Origin of the sequence: Leisingera sp. M658, assembly GCF_025144145.1 — a bacterium.
Classification (GTDB): Bacteria; Pseudomonadota; Alphaproteobacteria; order Rhodobacterales; family Rhodobacteraceae; genus Leisingera.
In genome coordinates, this window is record NZ_CP083547.1 from 125,493 (window position 1) to 141,442 (window position 15,950).

General features: G+C 57.9%; 12 protein-coding genes. 5 read left to right on the top strand and 7 right to left on the bottom strand.

The window, feature by feature from the left end:
• Positions 1 to 224 precede the first annotated feature (224 nt).
• From K3724_RS21720 to tnpC, 4 genes are all read left to right on the top strand, one after another.
• Positions 225 to 2,483, top strand: a complete 2,259-nt coding sequence (locus tag K3724_RS21720) for a methyl-accepting chemotaxis protein (protein WP_259992778.1) — start codon at positions 225 to 227, stop codon at positions 2,481 to 2,483.
• 453 nt (positions 2,484 to 2,936) lie between these two features.
• A complete protein-coding gene (gene tnpA, locus K3724_RS21725; RefSeq protein WP_259992779.1) occupies positions 2,937 to 3,284 on the top strand; it encodes an IS66-like element accessory protein TnpA in 348 nt (115 codons plus the stop codon).
• Positions 3,281 to 3,652: an IS66 family insertion sequence element accessory protein TnpB gene (gene tnpB / locus K3724_RS21730; protein ID WP_058284639.1), complete on the top strand. Its 372-nt coding sequence runs from the start codon at positions 3,281 to 3,283 to the stop codon at positions 3,650 to 3,652. The genes tnpA and tnpB overlap by 4 nt, the downstream gene beginning before the upstream one ends.
• A 38-nt stretch (positions 3,653 to 3,690) precedes the next feature.
• Positions 3,691 to 5,193, top strand: a complete 1,503-nt coding sequence (gene tnpC / locus K3724_RS21735; protein WP_259992780.1) for an IS66 family transposase — start codon at positions 3,691 to 3,693, stop codon at positions 5,191 to 5,193.
• On the opposite strand, the gene K3724_RS21740 is transcribed toward tnpC, so the two are convergent.
• The 5 genes from K3724_RS21740 to K3724_RS21760 form a co-directional block, all read right to left on the bottom strand.
• Positions 5,180 to 5,677 carry a recombinase family protein gene (locus tag K3724_RS21740; protein WP_259992782.1) on the bottom strand — a complete coding sequence of 166 codons (498 nt, stop codon included), beginning with the start codon at positions 5,675 to 5,677 and terminating at the stop codon, positions 5,180 to 5,182. The genes tnpC and K3724_RS21740 overlap by 14 nt on opposite strands.
• 310 nt (positions 5,678 to 5,987) lie before the next feature.
• Positions 5,988 to 7,172: an acetyl-CoA C-acyltransferase gene (locus K3724_RS21745; RefSeq protein ID WP_259992783.1), complete on the bottom strand. Its 1,185-nt coding sequence runs from the start codon at positions 7,170 to 7,172 to the stop codon at positions 5,988 to 5,990.
• Positions 7,169 to 9,289, bottom strand: coding sequence for a 3-hydroxyacyl-CoA dehydrogenase NAD-binding domain-containing protein (locus tag K3724_RS21750; protein ID WP_259992784.1), 2,121 nt, complete (start codon positions 9,287 to 9,289; stop codon positions 7,169 to 7,171). Before K3724_RS21750 ends, K3724_RS21745 begins: the two co-directional genes overlap by 4 nt.
• Before the next feature lie 11 nt (positions 9,290 to 9,300).
• On the bottom strand, positions 9,301 to 9,987 hold the full coding sequence (locus K3724_RS21755; RefSeq protein ID WP_237457032.1) for a dimethylsulfonioproprionate lyase family protein: 687 nt from the start codon (positions 9,985 to 9,987) through the stop codon (positions 9,301 to 9,303).
• Positions 9,984 to 11,630 (bottom strand): fatty acid--CoA ligase, encoded by a 1,647-nt coding sequence (locus tag K3724_RS21760; protein WP_409201426.1) that lies wholly within the window; start codon positions 11,628 to 11,630, stop codon positions 9,984 to 9,986. Before K3724_RS21760 ends, K3724_RS21755 begins: the two co-directional genes overlap by 4 nt.
• Positions 11,631 to 11,822: 192 nt before the next feature.
• Here K3724_RS21760 and K3724_RS21765 point away from each other — a divergent pair, with 192 nt between their 5' ends.
• Positions 11,823 to 12,752 carry a LysR substrate-binding domain-containing protein gene (locus K3724_RS21765; RefSeq protein ID WP_259992785.1) on the top strand — a complete coding sequence of 310 codons (930 nt, stop codon included), beginning with the start codon at positions 11,823 to 11,825 and terminating at the stop codon, positions 12,750 to 12,752.
• 72 nt (positions 12,753 to 12,824) lie between these two features.
• On the opposite strand, the gene K3724_RS21770 is transcribed toward K3724_RS21765, so the two are convergent.
• Positions 12,825 to 13,826: a sterol desaturase family protein gene (locus K3724_RS21770; protein WP_259992786.1), complete on the bottom strand. Its 1,002-nt coding sequence runs from the start codon at positions 13,824 to 13,826 to the stop codon at positions 12,825 to 12,827.
• Between the two features lie 9 nt (positions 13,827 to 13,835).
• Positions 13,836 to 15,503: an ABC transporter substrate-binding protein gene (locus K3724_RS21775; RefSeq protein WP_259992787.1), complete on the bottom strand. Its 1,668-nt coding sequence runs from the start codon at positions 15,501 to 15,503 to the stop codon at positions 13,836 to 13,838.
• Between the last annotated feature and the right edge of the window lie 447 nt (positions 15,504 to 15,950).

Genomic DNA, 15,950 nt, shown 5'->3' on the forward strand with positions numbered 1-15,950 from the left:
TCCGGAGCACATACGGTGGCAAACACGATAATAATAAGGGAATACCCGCGATTACCACCGATGGGGCCTGAAATTCAAATTTGCGGCATCAAGATTCCCGGAATTCCGGAAAACTTCATTTGCGATAGGCTTGCGGTACACACTTTTTCAGGACTTTCCTGATTAACACTCCTATAGGCCCCGGCTGTAACCGGTGTGCCGCCGCCAGCAGGAGACCTTTGCCAATGCCCCGGACCACGAAATTGCCGCTTAAGCTGAAGCTGCCGCTGATCATGGTAGCGCTGACCGGGGCCTTCCTCGTTACCGTGTCATTGCTGGTTTATTCAATGGCCGAGCGCAGCATCCGGGAAAACGCCTTTGCCGCGCAAAAGATAGAAGCCAAATCCGGCGCGCAGGCGCTGGAATTCCTGATCAGGGCAGCCCGGTCCGATGTTTCCAGCCTGGCCGGCCAGCCCGCAGTATTCCGGGCGATCGGCAACTTCGAACGGGTGATCGGCATGGTCGAAGAAGACGACCCGATCGCCTATCTGAAACAGACCTATGCCGCAGAAAACCCGCATCCAGCGCAGCAGCGCGAGGAGCTGACAGACGCAGGCGACGGCAGTTATTACAACCAGTCGCATGTCACCTATCACCCCACTTTCCTGCAAAGCCTGCGCCTGAACGGCTATCAGGACCTTTACCTGATCAGCGCCAAGGGGCAGGTGGTCTACTCGGTCAAAAAGCAGGATGACTTTCTGACCGGTATCGAGCCGGGTGCGGACAGCGGACTGGCCCAAGCATTCAAGGCCGCACTGCAGGCAGAGGCCGGCACGGTGGTTGCTGCGGATTTTGCTGCCTACAGCCACAGTCCCGATGGGGTTGCAGCCTTCCTGGCCGCGCCCGTCTTCTCCAAACGCAAACAGATAGTCGGCGTTATCGCCGTGCAGCTTGGCACCAAGGGCGTCGTCACTGCGCTGACCAGCAATCTGTCGGGCGGCACTCATCAGAACATCTTTGTCGCCAGCAGCGACGGCCTGGCCCGCAGCCCGTCCTCGGTTGAAGGACTGTTCCCGGTGCTGCAGAAAATGCCGGACACGCCGCAGATCCAGGCTGCCAAGGCGCGCGAAACCGGCCAGTTTGAGGCGGTTGCCTCCTCGCTCGGCGAACGCGCCATTGCCCTGGTGATGCCGCTGGAGCTGCCCGGTTTTGATTGGTCGCTGGTGCTGGAAACCGACGAGCACACCGCCTTTGCCGTTGTCGAACGCATCCGGCTGATCGCCGCCGGGCTGATTGGCGCCGCTCTGCTGGCGGCCATCGCCGTGTCCTGGCTGGCGGCGCGCAGCGTCACCCGCCCGATCCATGCCCTGCGCGAAGCCACAAATGCGCTGGCGGACAACAACTATGACACCGACATACTGGGCCGCGACCGCGGTGACGAACTGGGCGACCTGGCCCGCAGCCTTGACAGTTTCCGCGGCAAACTGAAAGAGGCCGACGCCGCAGCTGCGCGCGAAGTGGAGGCCGCCCGCCACACCGCTGCTGTGGTCGACAGTATGAGCGCAGCCTTGTCCGAGCTGCAGCGCGGCAACCTGACCTGTGACATCCAGGCGCCGTTTGACGGGCATTACGAGACCTTGCGGGAAAACTTCAACCGCAGCCTTGACCGGCTGCGCGGGTCTATGGGCGAGGTGGTGGAGGCGGCGGAAAACGTCGGGCGGTTCTCCGAGGAACAACGGGGCGCGGCCACAGAAATGGCCCATCGCACCGAAAGCCAGGCAGCGACGCTGGAAGAAACCGCCGGCGCCATCCGCGAGCTGACCGGAGGTATCCGCGACACCGCTGACCAAGCGGGCCGGATGGATGAAACCATGCGCGGCGCCCGCAGTGAAGCGGAACAAAGCACCGATGTGGTGACCTCTGCGGTGGCCGCGATGGACCAGATTCAGGAAGCCTCTTCAGAGATTTCCAAAATTATCAACATGATCGACGACATTGCCTTCCAGACCAATCTCTTGGCGCTCAATGCCGGGGTTGAGGCCGCCCGCGCAGGCCCCGCCGGCGCAGGCTTTGCCGTGGTCGCCTCCGAGGTGCGCGCCCTGGCGCAACGGGCCTCCAATGCAGCTGGGCAAATCAAAGGACTGACCTCCGCCAGCGAGGAGCACGTGGCAAATGGTGTCGCGATGGTGGGCCGTGCAGGGGACGCGCTGACCAGCATCATCGAACAGGTCTCGGCGGTATCCGGGCTGGTCACCGACATTGCCGACGGCGTGCGCACCCAATCGCGCGGGCTGGAAAAAATCGACGGCGCCATGCACCAGCTGGACAATATGACCCAGCAGAATGCCGCCATGTCCGAGGAGGCCGCGGCTGCCAGCCAGCTGCTGCAAAATGAATCGCACAGCCTGACTGGTATCATCGGCCGGTTTGATCTGGGCAGCGGCGGCGCCGCCCCCGCGGCCAGCCACGAGGTCAACAGCACCCCCAGCCGCCTGAGCGCCTAATGCAAACCTGGCTAGCTGAGGTTCCGCCTCAGCCCGTCAGCAGGCAAATTGCGAATCTGCAGCAATAACAATCAACATAATCTGCATTACAAGCCGCATCTTTATAGCCGGGGTGGATTGTCGGAGTACGTAAATAATGAGACCGAGTTATTGAGACTCAACGTCCATAGTTCTCAATCACTTAGGTTTTTTGCGTACCTACAGAGCTCGAAGACAACCGATTGCTTGGCAACGCTTGAGCCCTACAGATCAACGCAGCCTTGAGATCGTCGTGTGCGCAACACCGAGATCCAATGCGATGGCCCGGCAGGTATCACCGTTGGCCATGCGCTCGCGGGCAAGTTTCTGCTGATGTTCAGTTAACTGTAACCGTCCGGTCTGCCCGCACTGACGGTGGTCGTTAGTGAGGGATAATGTCCATTAGCGAACAAGTGGACATTATCGAGGTTGGGCATGGCAAAGCGGCGCAGGCGTCGGACTTGGTCTGAAGACGAGAAGCGGATGATCTGCGCGCAGACGCGGGTGCCTGGTGTATCGGTTGCGCAGGTTGCACGGCGCTACGATGTGAATGCGAACCAGGTCTTCAACTGGCTGAAGGAACCGCGGTTCGCGTCCGAGGCTGAAGAAGAACCTGTCACCCGCTTCCTGCCGGTTGAAGTTCTGGACGCTGAGCCTGCTGCAGCCCCGCCGGATGCCGGTGCGCAGATCGAGGTGGAGCTTGCCAACGGCCACCGCCTGAAGGTTCAGGGCGGCTTTGATCCCGATGCGCTCGCCGCACTGATCCGGAAGCTTTCGGCGTGATCCCGGTTCCGGCAAGCACGAAGATCTGGCTGGCCGCCGGTGTCACGGACATGCGTAAAGGGTTCGGCGGGCTGTCGGCCCTGGCCGAGAAGGTGCTGGCCGAAGATCCTTTCTGCGGGCACCTGTTTGTATTCCGGGGCCGACGGGGCGACCTTTTGAAGGTCATCTGGTGGGACGGCCAAGGAGCGTGTCTGTTCTCCAAGCGGCTGGAACGGGGCCGGTTCGTGTGGCCCTCTGCAAAAGATGGCAAGATCAGCCTGACACCGGCTCAGTTATCGATGCTTTTGGAGGGGATAGACTGGCGGCTGCCGCAGAAGACCTGGAAGCCACTTACCGCCGGGAATTATCCCGCGATTGCAGAGCCGTAGGATTCCCATTCCGCCATAGCCAGGGTATATTCCGGCCCATGCTGGATACGCCCAAAACATTGCCTTCCGATCCCGGTGAGCTCCGCGACACAGCGGAAGGTTTGCTCAATCTGGTGAAGGCGCAGGCGCTGAAGATTGCCAAACTGGAACACCAGCTTGCGGGCCATAACCGGCATCGGTTTGGATCAAAGTCAGAAAGCCTGGATCAGCTTCAGCTCCGTCTGGAGGAGGAAGAGACGGCGGCGGCACAGGTTGCCGACGCAGATGCTCCTGACGGGAATGCCGAGGGACAGAAGGCCAAACCCAAGCGCAAACCGCTGCCGCCCGAGCTGCCCCGGATTGACCAGGTACTGACGCCCGGCGAAGCCTGCACATGCGGTGGCAAACTTCGCGCCATTGCGGAAGATGTGACGGAGGAGCTGGAATATGTGCCGGGCCGTTTTATCGTTAACCGGATCGTCCGCCCGCGCATGGCTTGCCGGGATTGCGACAGGATCGTTCAATCGGCTCTGCCCTCGCGCCCGATTGAGCGTGGTCGGCCTGGGCCGGGCCTTTTGGCGCATGTGCTGGTGTCAAAATATGCCGATCACAGCCCTTTGTACCGTCAGTCGCAAATCTACGCGCGCGAAGGGGTCGATCTGGAGCGTTCCACCCTGGCGGATTGGGTTGGCCGCTCTGCGGCGCTGCTGGAACCGCTGGCCGATGCCATCGGCCGTCATGTGCGCGGTGGCCAGGCCATCTTTGCAGATGACACCCCGATCAAGATGCAGGCTAAAGGCAAGTGCGCGACAGCCCGCGTCTGGACCTATGTCCGGGATGAGCGCCCTTGGGGCGGTACTGATCCGCCCGCTGCATGGTATCAGTTCACAGCAAACCGCAAAGGCAAACACCCTTCGACGCATTTGGCCAATTACAAGGGCTGGATGCACGCCGATGGCTATTCCGGCTTCAATGACCTGTACCGTTCCGGATCGGTCAGCGAGGTTGCCTGCATGGCTCATATCCGGCGCAAGTTTGTTGACGTCTTCCAATCTCAAGGACTGACCGTTGCCGAAGAGGCGATCCGCCGGATTGCTGAGCTATATGCCGTAGAAAAGGACGCCCGCCGATTGCCACCGCAGGATCGTGTCCAGCTGCGCCAGTCTCGGTCAAAGCCACTGCTCGATGATTTGGAGGCCTGGCTCGCCGCACAGCTGGCCCGCATTCCGGGAAAATCCGAACTGGCCAAGGCCATCCGCTATGCCCTGACGCGCATGGCGAAACTGCGCCCATACCTGGATCATGGCATTCTGGAACTCGACAACAATTCTGCGGAGCGTGCGATGAAGCCAATCGCCATAGGTCGCAAGAATTACCTTTTTGTCGGCTCAGAAGGCGGCGGCAAAGCTGCCGCCATCGCCTATACCCTGATCGAAACCGCCAAGATGAACTGCGTAGATCCGCAGGCCTGGCTGACCTGGGTTCTGGCCCAGATCGCGGATCATAAGATCACACGCCTGAACGAGCTCATGCCATGGCGCTACGCTGCTATCGCAGCGTAGCAGGGATCACAGGATCTGTGCCAGAGCGCCTTCGCCGGACGGTCACAGTTAACTTGGGTTTCCGGCCGAATTTGACGCCCTGTTGCGCAGCGATGGCTCGGCCCTCGTTCGCGCGCCGAGTGATACGCTCCCGTTCGTCTTCGGCCAAAGCGGAAAGGAAAGCGAGGATGCCTTTGCCCATCGGAGTGGTCAGATCGAGCCAGGGTTTATCAAGCACCTTCACATAGGCCCCACGATCTGCGATCCGTTGAATAATATTGATGCCGTCGATCATGGATCGTGTGGCTCTGTCCCACTCTGCGATCACAAACACATCCCCTGCCCCGAGTGCGTCTATCGCACGTTCGAGCTGAGGCCGTCCCTTCACGGTTTTCCCGGAAACTTTCTCTCGGAAAATCTTATCAACGATGGCGGCGTTTAGTGCACCGATCTGTCGATCAAGGGATTGTCCGTGACTGGACACTCGGGCGTAACCAATAAGCATGACTTCATCGTATATGAACGCCTTTCAATACGCACCTGATTTATGCACCACACCAAGAGGCTTATGTCATGGGGTTCCTGAGGATGGTGCAAATATCATGAATTACGCAACACAGCCATCTTTCGCTGCAGCGTGCATGAAGTGAAAAGATGCGGGACTTTTCAGACTTTCGCTGCGAGTTCTCAAATGACTGCTATTTGCACATTGCGTCCGAGATAGAACGTGTCTTCTGCGGAAGGCGACCGTCGCAGATGACTGGTCGTCGATGTCTAGGTCAGATAACGCTCCGCTTAATTTTACTTCAGTGGGGTCAGGCGACTTCGAACAACGCTGCGGCCCCCATGCCTCCGCCAACACACATGGAGGTCACCACGTATTTTACGCCACGACGCCTCCCCTCAAGCAGAGCGTGCCCGACTTGTCTCGCACCTGTCATGCCGTAGGGGTGGCCAATCGATATCGCACCGCCGTTCACGTTGTAGATTTCGGGATCGATCCCAAGGTGGTCGCGGCAATAGAGAACCTGGCAGGCAAAGGCTTCGTTAAGCTCCCAAAGGCCGATGTCTTCGATGCGAAGACCTGCATTCTTCAGCAGCTTTGGAATGGCATAGATTGGGCCGACCCCCATCTCTTCCGGTGCGTTTCCTGCAACAGCCATGCCGCGATAGATACCTAGCGGTGTGAGGCCCCGCTGCTCAGCCATTTTGCCTTCCATGAGCACACAAGCCGAGGCACCGTCAGAAAGCTGGCTTGCGTTTCCGGCAGTGATCACGCCTCCTTCGACAACCGGGTTCAGCTGGCCAAGTGTTTCGGCCGTCGTACCCGGCCTGTTGCCTTCGTCTTTTAACAAGGTCACTTCTTCCAGGGTTTCCTCTCCGGTTTCGCGATTCTTGACCCGCTTTATCGCAGTGATCGGGACAATCTCGTCATCAAAGGCGCCAGCAGCCTGAGCCCGGGCCGTCCGACCTTGGGAAAGTGCAGCATATTCATCCTGGGCGTCACGACTGATCCCATATGCCTGCGCCACATTTTCCGCCGTCATCAGCATCGGCATATAAGCATGTTCAGATTGGGCGACAGCGTTTGGATCTTTCTCATCGCCCGCCCATTTCAGATAGGCATTCTGCAGGGTGGAAATATTTTCCTGCCCGCCTGCCACGGCGACATTCTGACCATCCACAATGACCTGCTTTGCGGCCGTCGCAATGGCCATCAACCCGGAGGAACATTGCCTGTCGATCGTCTGTCCTGCCACCGTATTGGGAAGGCCCGCCGCCAGCGCCGACAAACGAGCGACATTCATGCCTGCTGTCCCCGCCGTAAGGACCGATCCGATGACGACATCTTCGATCGAACCGGGGTCCATGCCTGCACGTTCAACAGCGTGCTGAATGGCGTGCCCCATCATGGTAGGGGATTTGATGTTGTTCAGCGCACCCTTGAAGGCAACCCCAATCGGGGTTCGGGCGGTTGAGACGACAACGGCTTCTCTCATGATTTTTCCTTTTTGGCATCAAAATACGCGGTAAGTGTCACGCCCGAGGTTGCGACTTCTTCCAACAAAGGCGCAGGCGTGAACCACATCTCGCCATAGGCGCCAAGCGACTGCCGATAGTGGGTCATGCGTTCCAGAATCTGGCTTAATACAATCTCGTCGGCATAGTGCATTGGGCCGCCGCGCCAGTTCGGAAAGCCATAGCCGTTGGTCCAGATCAGGTCGCAATCACCCGGGCGCGTCGCAATGCCCTCTTCAAGGATCAAGAAGCCCTCGTTGATCAGGGGGAACAGACAACGCTCAAGGATTTCCTGATCGTCGATTTCCCTGCGCTTCACGCCATGCAAGTCTGCCAAATGGGCACTGATTTGAACAATCTCAGGGTCTTCGACCCGTGTCCGCCCCTCGTAGACATAGCTTCCTCGCCCGGTTTTCTGACCCAGTCGGCCTAGTTCAAACAACCTGTCCTGCACAGCCTGGTATGTCGGGTCATGCGCGATTTCACTACGCCGTTCCAGACGCACGCGTGCGCCCACATCGACTCCGGCCAAATCTGCCATCGCATGAATGCCCATGGCCATGCCGAAGCCTTCAAGGACGTTATCCACCTGTTTCGGCGTCGCCCCCTCTAGAAGCAGACGGGATCCTTCGCGGAAGTATGGCTCCAGCATCCGGTTTCCAACAAAGCCGTAGCACACGCCAACTGTGACAGGGAGCTTCCGGATCTTCTTTGCGACTGTAATTGCCGTTGCGATGACATCTGGAGCGGTCTTGGCGCCCCGCACCACCTCTAGCAAGCGCATGACATTTGCCGGGCTGAAGAAATGGAGGCCAATCACATCCTCCGGGCGGGACGTGACCGCGGCGATTTCATCAAGATCCAATGTCGATGTGTTTGAGGCCAGTATAGCGCCAAGTTTGGCGTGCTGGTCCAACGCTTCGAAAATCTGGCGTTTGACATTCATGCTTTCAAACGCTGCTTCGATGATCAGGTCGGCATCTGCGAGGTCTGCATAGCTGAGCGTCCCTGTGGCGTTGGATGCAAAAGCCTCTGCCTGATCGGGACTGAACCGTCCCTTGTCAGCTGCACGCTGGAAGTGCTTTGAAACCTGATCCAGCCCCTGTTCCAGCGCCCCTTGTGTAGTTTCCAAAAGTGTGACCGGATACCCCGCTTGAAGAAAGGCGATGGCGATGCCGCGCCCCATTGTTCCCGCGCCGATCACGGCGACCGATGCAATGTCACGTGGCCGCTGCCCGCGTGAGACGCCGGGAACCTTGGTGCATTCACGCTCTGCAAAGAACAGATGGCGGCCCGCGCGCGATTGAGGTGTGTCGAGCAATTCGGCAAATCCTGCCTTTTCCTGTGCAAGCCCCTGGGCCAGCGGCAATTCGCAGGCGGCCTGAAGCGATTTTAGGCATCGTTCAGGGGCGACAAGGTTTTTGGACCTTGGCGCGATCTCGGTCCGGAAACCCGCGAGAAAACCCTTCGGATCAGGGTGTGCGACGGTCATATCCGCGCAACTGCGCTTCGGATCCCCCTCACGCGCAATCCTGGTGGCGAACTCTATAGCATGTGCGCGAAAATCCTGGCCGCTCTCGAAAAGTGCGTCGACCAGCCCGCAGGACAGAGCAAAATCGCCTTTCACAGGGTCACCGGAAAGGATCATCCGTGTCGCCACTTCCAGCCCGGCAATCCGTGGCAGTCGTTGGGTCCCACCTGCACCGGGCAGCAGCCCCAGTTTGATTTCGGGCAGGCCCATCAATGCCTCCGGCGCGGCAACACGGTAGTCACAGGCAAGTGCGATCTCCAGTGCGCCACCCATCGAAGGGCCTGCAATAGCCGCGACAACAGGTTTCCTACTGGTTTCAATCGTTACGCACAGGTCTGGCAGATCCGGTTTGTCCCAGACTGCCCCTGTGCGGAACTCGGCGATGTCGGCGCCGCCGCAAAAAAGCGGCAGTGCCGAACATAAAACAATAGCTTTGACCTGCTCGTCAGCTTCCAACTCATGAACGGCCGAAGAGAGCGCTTGCCGCATCTTCAGGCCAAGTGCGTTCACTGGTGGGGCGTTCAGCTCGATGACTGCAACGCTGCCGCAGCGTTCTATAGAAAACATTTTGGGAAACCTCAGATGGACTTTTGGGCAAGACCTTGTTCGATCTCGGCCCAGTCGTCGAAGTGGATGACATTGCAGCGAGAACTCACGTTCTCAAGCCAGACAAAGACCGAGATGAACGGCTGATCATAGACCCGGGTGGCATGGGGCTCGCCCGCGGCGTTCCAGATAAGCGATCCAGCAGCATAGTCCTGCCATTCGCCGGATCTGAACCGCCAGCCGGATCTCTCGGACAGGTTCAGATAAAGCTCAGGCGCGTCATGGTTATGGTCGCGGTACAACGTCCGCGGACCCAGCATGAAGATACCCAGGCTAAAGTCCGGGTGGTGATGCCCGCAGGCGTCGGCGCCAATCAGCAAGGAATGCAAGTTGCACTTGATATAACCCTCTCCCAGGTCGGCGCCGGGCGGATAGAACTGCGCGTTGTCCTCGCGCCAGACCAGGTCATCCTTAGCCGCAGACAGGCATTTTGCGATTTCAAGCAATTTGGGCTCGGTGATGCCGGCGATGGCTTGAGTCAGCACCTGATCATGACGGGTTCCCTGGGGAGGGACATCACGCTGCCGCCTGCAGGAAAGATCCATGGCTGCAAGCTTGTCCAGCGTCAGATCAACACCGGGCGCATCGCTGCGGTGGGTCTCCAAATACGCGACAATGGCTCGGATGAGGGCCTGAATACGGTGCTGCTTGTCTGTCATGATTTCACATCCGTGCCTGTAGAAATCTCTTGCCGTAAGAGCTTCTTGTCGAGCTTCCCAACACTGGTCCTGGGAAGCCGATCGATAAAGAATATTCGGTCTGGCACCGCCCACTTCGACAGGTCCCCCATGTCAGCGCGCGACTGGAATTCTTCCAGGATGACTTGGCGCACCTGATCCGGTTCGGCATTCTTTGCAAGCTGAGCAACCAGCACCGGCCTTTCGCCCCACTTGGCATGTGGCAGGCCAATCGCGGCCACGTCTTCGACGCCGGAACAAGCGGAGGCTATGTTTTCCAATGCCAGTGACGAAATCCATTCGCCGCCGGTTTTGATCACATCCTTGAGCCGGTCAGTGATCTGCAACGATCCATCCTCACGGATATAGCCAACATCCCCGGTGTGCAGATACCCGCCAGCCCACAGTTCGTCAGAGGCTTGCTCGTTACCGAAATAACCCTGGGTCAGCCAGGGTGCCCGGGCAACAACTTCGCCGGTTGTTTCACCGTCATGCGGGACGTCCTTCATATCTGGCGTCACAACACGAAGGTCGACAAGCGGGCCGGGAAAGCCGGTTTGCGCCTGTCTTTCCGGATCATCGCTGGACAGATCTGCCACCGTCAGAAACGGACAGGTTTCGGACATTCCATAAGCCGCATGCAATGATATGCCAGCCGCAGCAGCGCGGTCCTGCAGGCCGCGCGGCAAGGCGGCCCCGCCAATGATTACTTTCCACTGGCTCAGGTCTGTCTGCGGGCAGCCGGGATGGTCGAGCACCATGGACAGAATGGTGGGCACGCAATGGGAAAAAGTGACGCCTTCATCAGCAATCAGCCGCAGAACTGCGTCTGGCGTGTAGCGGCCGGGATAGACCTGGCGCACGCCCATCATCGTCGCAGCATATGGAAACCCCCATCCATGGACGTGAAACAGAGGTGTCAGCGGCATGTAGACGTCGCCGCGGTGAAACCCGGCGTTTCCGGGGAATGCGCCAAAACCAGCGATCAGGCCCAAAGTGTGAAGCACCAGCTGGCGATGGGAATAGCTCACCCCCTTGGGGTTGCCGGTGGTTCCAGTCGTATAGAACAGTGTTGCGGTCCGGCTTTCGTCAAAATCAGGAAATTCAAACCCGGTTGGAGCGCCCCCGATCCAGTCTTCGTAACCGTCTCCGTTTCCGATGGGGACAATGGTGATGTCCCGGTCAAAATCCGATTTGATTTCATCAATAAGCGGCATGAAATCCTGATGCACTATGATCAGGTCCGGCTGCCCATGGTTGATCGTGTAAAGGACCTGCGCAGGCGACAAACGCACGTTGATCGTGTGCAGCACAGCGCCCATCATCGGAACCGCAAAGAAACATTCAAGATAGCGGTGGGTATCCCAGTCCATGACACCAACACGCATGCCCTCGCCAATACCGCTGGCCTTGAGGGCATTGGCAAGCTGGCCGATGCGTTCGTTGAGCTGAGCATAGGTCAACCGCATATTGGAGCCGCTGACGATCTCTTGCCTGGCGGAGACCAGCCTGGAACGCGTCAGCAGCTGCTTGATCAGCAACGGGTAGCCATATGCATTCAGCGAAGGTGACGTGACGGACATACAGAAGGAATCCTTGGCTTTCTTCACTTGCCAATCTGCCATCTCTCAACGAGCCGAAGAATTGAAAGATTTTTGCATTCATCAAGGATTTCTAACCGGTGCGTTGGACGTGAAAATACCGTTTGACCGCATGTAAAGTTGGACAAATACTCAATGCCACCCGCCGCCGTAATTTTTGCCGCCAGTTAGGCAAGCTAAAGGATGACAGGCTGCATTCATCAAGGAGGCCCGCCGGTGACGACCCATATGCCAACATTGGTTTCTCTGCGCGCCTTTGAAGCCGTGGCGCGTCACAAGAGCTTTCGCAAGGCCGCTGACGAAATCTGCGTGACGCACGCGGCCGTCAGCCATCAGATCAAGGCACTGGAGAATTCAATCGGGGTTCAACTGCTTGAACGCACAAGCCGGTCCGTCGAACTGACGCCAGCCGGCGAACAGTATTATCCGCCAATCCGTGAACACATTCAGGGGATAATCAAGGCCACCCGGCGCATACAGGCGCCGGACGAGCCCGATGTGCTGCTCGTTCAGTCTTATGCGAGTTTCAATACAATGTGGCTGCAGCCCAGGCTTGCCGATTTCCTTCAGGACAATCCGAACACCCGCGTGCGCATAATCTCAACCTTTGAAGACGGTGACTATGATGCGCACAGATTTGACGCGGGCATCTTCAATGCCCCGCCTTTTGACAAGAGATTTAACTACAGCCCGTTGTTTGAAACCGACATTTACCCGGTGTGCGCTCCCGAGGCTTTGGGTGATCCGGACATGGGCATGACACTTGATGAATTGGAGAGATTCTTGCTGCTGGGTGTCCCGACCACGCCGTCAGATGTTGATGACTGGACTTGCTGGCTGGAGGCGGCAGGCCTCAGCCGCGACGACATGAAATTCGGATCCGTTTTTGACAATTATCCGCTGGTTCGTGAGGCAGTCCTGAAAAACCATGGAATTGGAATGGCAAGAGCACCGTTCTGCTCCCGTGACCTTGAGAGGGGCCGCTTGGTACAGCCGTTCGCCCTCTCTGTTCCGGAGCCGAGCCAATGGTACCTTGCAACGCCAAGAAACCGTGCAGCGAACCCGAAACTGGCTTTGTTCACCAGGTGGCTTGAAGAAGAAATCGAAGCTGACCCGACGATGAGACGCATTCCAGCCGACGTTTAGGCGTCGTCATTCAGGAACCACCGGTCAGCGTTCCAGATCAACGCTGACCGCCCTGGGGTGTCACCATGCCACTCATCTCGCGTGCATGCGTTTTTTGGTTTCGCGCACACGTTCCGTTGCCTCCGGGCTGCCATCGTGAAAGCTGCCGAACCAGTTATCCCAGGGCATTTCCGGGCCGCCATAATTGCATTCGAAATACCGGTGATGCAGTTGGTGGTGGAACGACCCGATCTTCAGGTGGGCCTTGTCTCCCAGCACCAAGTTTTCAAACCCGGCATGCGACGTGGCTGAAGCAAGCGCCAACGAGAATCCGATGAAGAGGAAGTGGATCGGATGCGCGGGCACAACCAGGAAGATCAGCAACAGGCTCATGTAGCCGACATGCTCGATCGGATGCATGGAAAAGCCAGACCACGGTGCGACTGAAACACTGCGATGATGCACCGAATGCACGCGTTTATAGATCCATGGGATGTGCAGTGCGCGGTGCAGCCAGTAGAAATGGAAGGATTGTACAACAGGCAACAACAGGAACAGGGCAAAGAAACAGAGCGGATTGCTCCGGGCCGTAATTATCGGTGCCCAGCCATTAGCGTAAGCCATCCAAACGATGGCATCATAGAACGTCCAGACGGTCACACCAGATAGGAGCGCATAGGTGACATTGTCCCAATACTGATCGTTCCACAGGAAGATGCGTGCATTCCTGGCTGGTCCGCGCCGGTCGAACTTGTAGTCGTCGCCTTGCTTCTTCCATCCGTAAAGCCACAGGTGCAGCCCTTGGGCAAAAATCGTAATCAGGATCAGGTTGCGCGCCCAAAGCTGCAATACCCATCCCCAGCTCAAGCGCTGCATCTGCTCCAAGGGTGGCACCAGCCACGCCCAGATGGCCCAGGCCATCAGGGCGTAGATCAGGTATTCGGTGATCGGCAACCAGTTGGTCGCAAACCACCGGAGCGTGGCCATGGGCCTTGGCGGCCACGAGAAAAGCGGTGTTACTGCGACAGGCAAGTCGGGATGCCAGTTCCATTCCTTGCTTGTGCCAGCTTCCACGTGCTTTTCAGTGGCCGACATGTGCGCCTCCTATGCGTCCAACCAGATCTTATCCATGTGGATTTCAAAGGTCGGGTGCATGCCCATCCCTTTCACATTTGGGCGGCTGTGATTGTAAAGGGAGCGCCAATAGGGCTGCGTCACCACACCTTCGTCGAGCAAGATCCTCTGCAGTTTGGCCATGATTTCCCTGCGTTTGTCCGCATCAGGGGTTGCCAGTGCATCTGCCAGCAAACGGTCGAACTCAGGATTGTTGAACCCGGTTTCGTTCCAGTTTTCTCCGGACCGGTAGGTCAGGGCCAGAATTTGCACGCCGAGCGGGCGCATGTTCCAATTGGTCGAGCTGAAGGGAAATTTCGCCCAGTCATTCCAGAAAGATGCTCCAGGAACTACTGTTCGCTTCACCTTGATCCCGGCTTCTCGCAATTGCGCAGCCATGGCGTCGGTTGTGTTACGGCGCCAGTCATCGTCGATCGAAATCAGCTCGTGCTCAAAGTCTTCCATTCCGACTTCCTTGAGAAGCTCTATGGCCCCGGCAGGATCGTGAGGTATCCGGTCCACTTCCGCATACTCGGGATGAATCGGACAGACATGATGGTTCTGCGCCGGTATTCCCAACCCGTTGACCCCCAACTCGAGCAATACTGAGTTGTCGACCGCCATTGACAGGGCGCGACGGACACGTGCGTCTGCATAGGGTTTTTTGCCATTCACTGTGGCGTCCTGATTGGGGCGGATAACAATGGTCGCGGCCGTCACGGCTTCGTTTTGCTGCAGGCCCAGCCCGGTCAGCACCGCAACAAAATCACCGCTGGATTCGTAGTTGGCGTCGATTTCTTCCGCTTCATAGGAAGACAGGATGGTGGTCGGGTCGGTTCCCACGTCCAGGTATTCGATCCTGTCCAAATAGGCCCCCTGGCCCTCGTTCCACCACGTGTGGCCGTCTTTGCGGACCAAAACGGCTTTAACGCCGACTTCATGGCTTTCCAGGGTGTAGGGACCTGTCCCCAGTGGCGCCTTGAAAGGATCTGCACTGCCGGCGTCTGGATGCACGATGGCTGCGGGATAGTCCGCCATGCCGGCGATCAGTGTAATATCCGGGTTCGGCAGGTTCAGCCGCACGGTCGAGGTGTCAACCACTTCGATGGTTCCCTCAGCCGCCTTTGAGGTATCGGGATCAATCAATGTCCCGAACCGGCCCGCCATGGAATTGCCTTCGGCCCCCTTATCGCACCACCGTTCAATATTGTATGCGACATGCTCCGCGGTAAGTGGATCGCCGTTGTGCCAGGTCACCCCGGGGCGCACATTCAGAATGTAGGTCTTTGCATCTTCGCTGATTTCCCAGCTTTCCAGAAGCATCGGCTCAAAGGTGAACTGATGAGTGTAGCGCACCAGATACTCAAGCCAGCCCCGGCTGATGTTGGCTTGCGGGCTGTCATCATAAGACCGCGGATCCTTGCCTTCCCGAACAACCATCCCGATCCGCAGCGTTCCGCCGGTCTTTGGTGTTTCTGACGCGAAAGCCGGGGCATTCATGCCCAGCATGGTGTAGGCTGTTGCGGTAGTGGCCCCGAACGTTGTCGCCATGGCAAGAAATTCACGCCGGCTGACTTCGTCATTCCGACGCTTCGCATTGTGAGCAGAGTCTTCGAGGGTTGCGGGCAGTATGTCACAGCCAGACTTGTAAAGTTTCATGATTTCCTCCCGGGTTGGCGGGAGGCAAACGCCGCGATCAGAGCCGGAAGGGCTTCTGGAATCATGAACGCTTACTTCCCATTGTCGTTGGCACGCCTGGGGTGAAACAAAGTCCAAGCCAAGTTATGCCTTATTTGTAATGGCAATATGTATCGGCAGGCCCGCGCTCGAAGAACTGAAAAGATTTTTGGATCATGTACAATCAGTAACCGGTGCAGGATTGGAGCTGAACTTTTGCACAGGTGATCTCGTTCCTAAGTTGGCGAATATGAGCACCGGTAAGACTGCTGCCGAGAACCTGTGGGAGGTGTCATCCTTCCTGTGAATGTCTGTTTTGCGCCGTTCACACTTATTCAAGCGTACTGCAACATTGACCGACTTGGGCTCTTTTGACACCTTCGCCGCACGTTGGACGAACGGCAGGTTCTCGACTCATGGGTTGAAAAC

Bases quoted from the DNA above. Each gene is read 5' to 3' on its own strand.
- tnpA (WP_259992779.1), top strand. From the start codon at position 2,937: ATGGCAAAGCGGCGCAGGCGTCGGACTTGGTCTGAAGACGAGAAGCGG.
- K3724_RS21740 (WP_259992782.1), bottom strand. From the start codon at position 5,677: ATGCTTATTGGTTACGCCCGAGTGTCCAGTCACGGACAATCCCTTGAT.
- K3724_RS21720 (WP_259992778.1), top strand. From the start codon at position 225: ATGCCCCGGACCACGAAATTGCCGCTTAAGCTGAAGCTGCCGCTGATC.
- K3724_RS21775 (WP_259992787.1), bottom strand. From the start codon at position 15,503: ATGAAACTTTACAAGTCTGGCTGTGACATACTGCCCGCAACCCTCGAA.
- tnpC (WP_259992780.1), top strand. From the start codon at position 3,691: ATGCTGGATACGCCCAAAACATTGCCTTCCGATCCCGGTGAGCTCCGC.
- K3724_RS21750 (WP_259992784.1), bottom strand. From the start codon at position 9,289: ATGTTTTCTATAGAACGCTGCGGCAGCGTTGCAGTCATCGAGCTGAAC.
- K3724_RS21755 (WP_237457032.1), bottom strand. From the start codon at position 9,987: ATGACAGACAAGCAGCACCGTATTCAGGCCCTCATCCGAGCCATTGTC.
- K3724_RS21770 (WP_259992786.1), bottom strand. From the start codon at position 13,826: ATGTCGGCCACTGAAAAGCACGTGGAAGCTGGCACAAGCAAGGAATGG.
- K3724_RS21760 (WP_409201426.1), bottom strand. From the start codon at position 11,630: ATGGCAGATTGGCAAGTGAAGAAAGCCAAGGATTCCTTCTGTATGTCC.
- K3724_RS21745 (WP_259992783.1), bottom strand. From the start codon at position 7,172: ATGAGAGAAGCCGTTGTCGTCTCAACCGCCCGAACCCCGATTGGGGTT.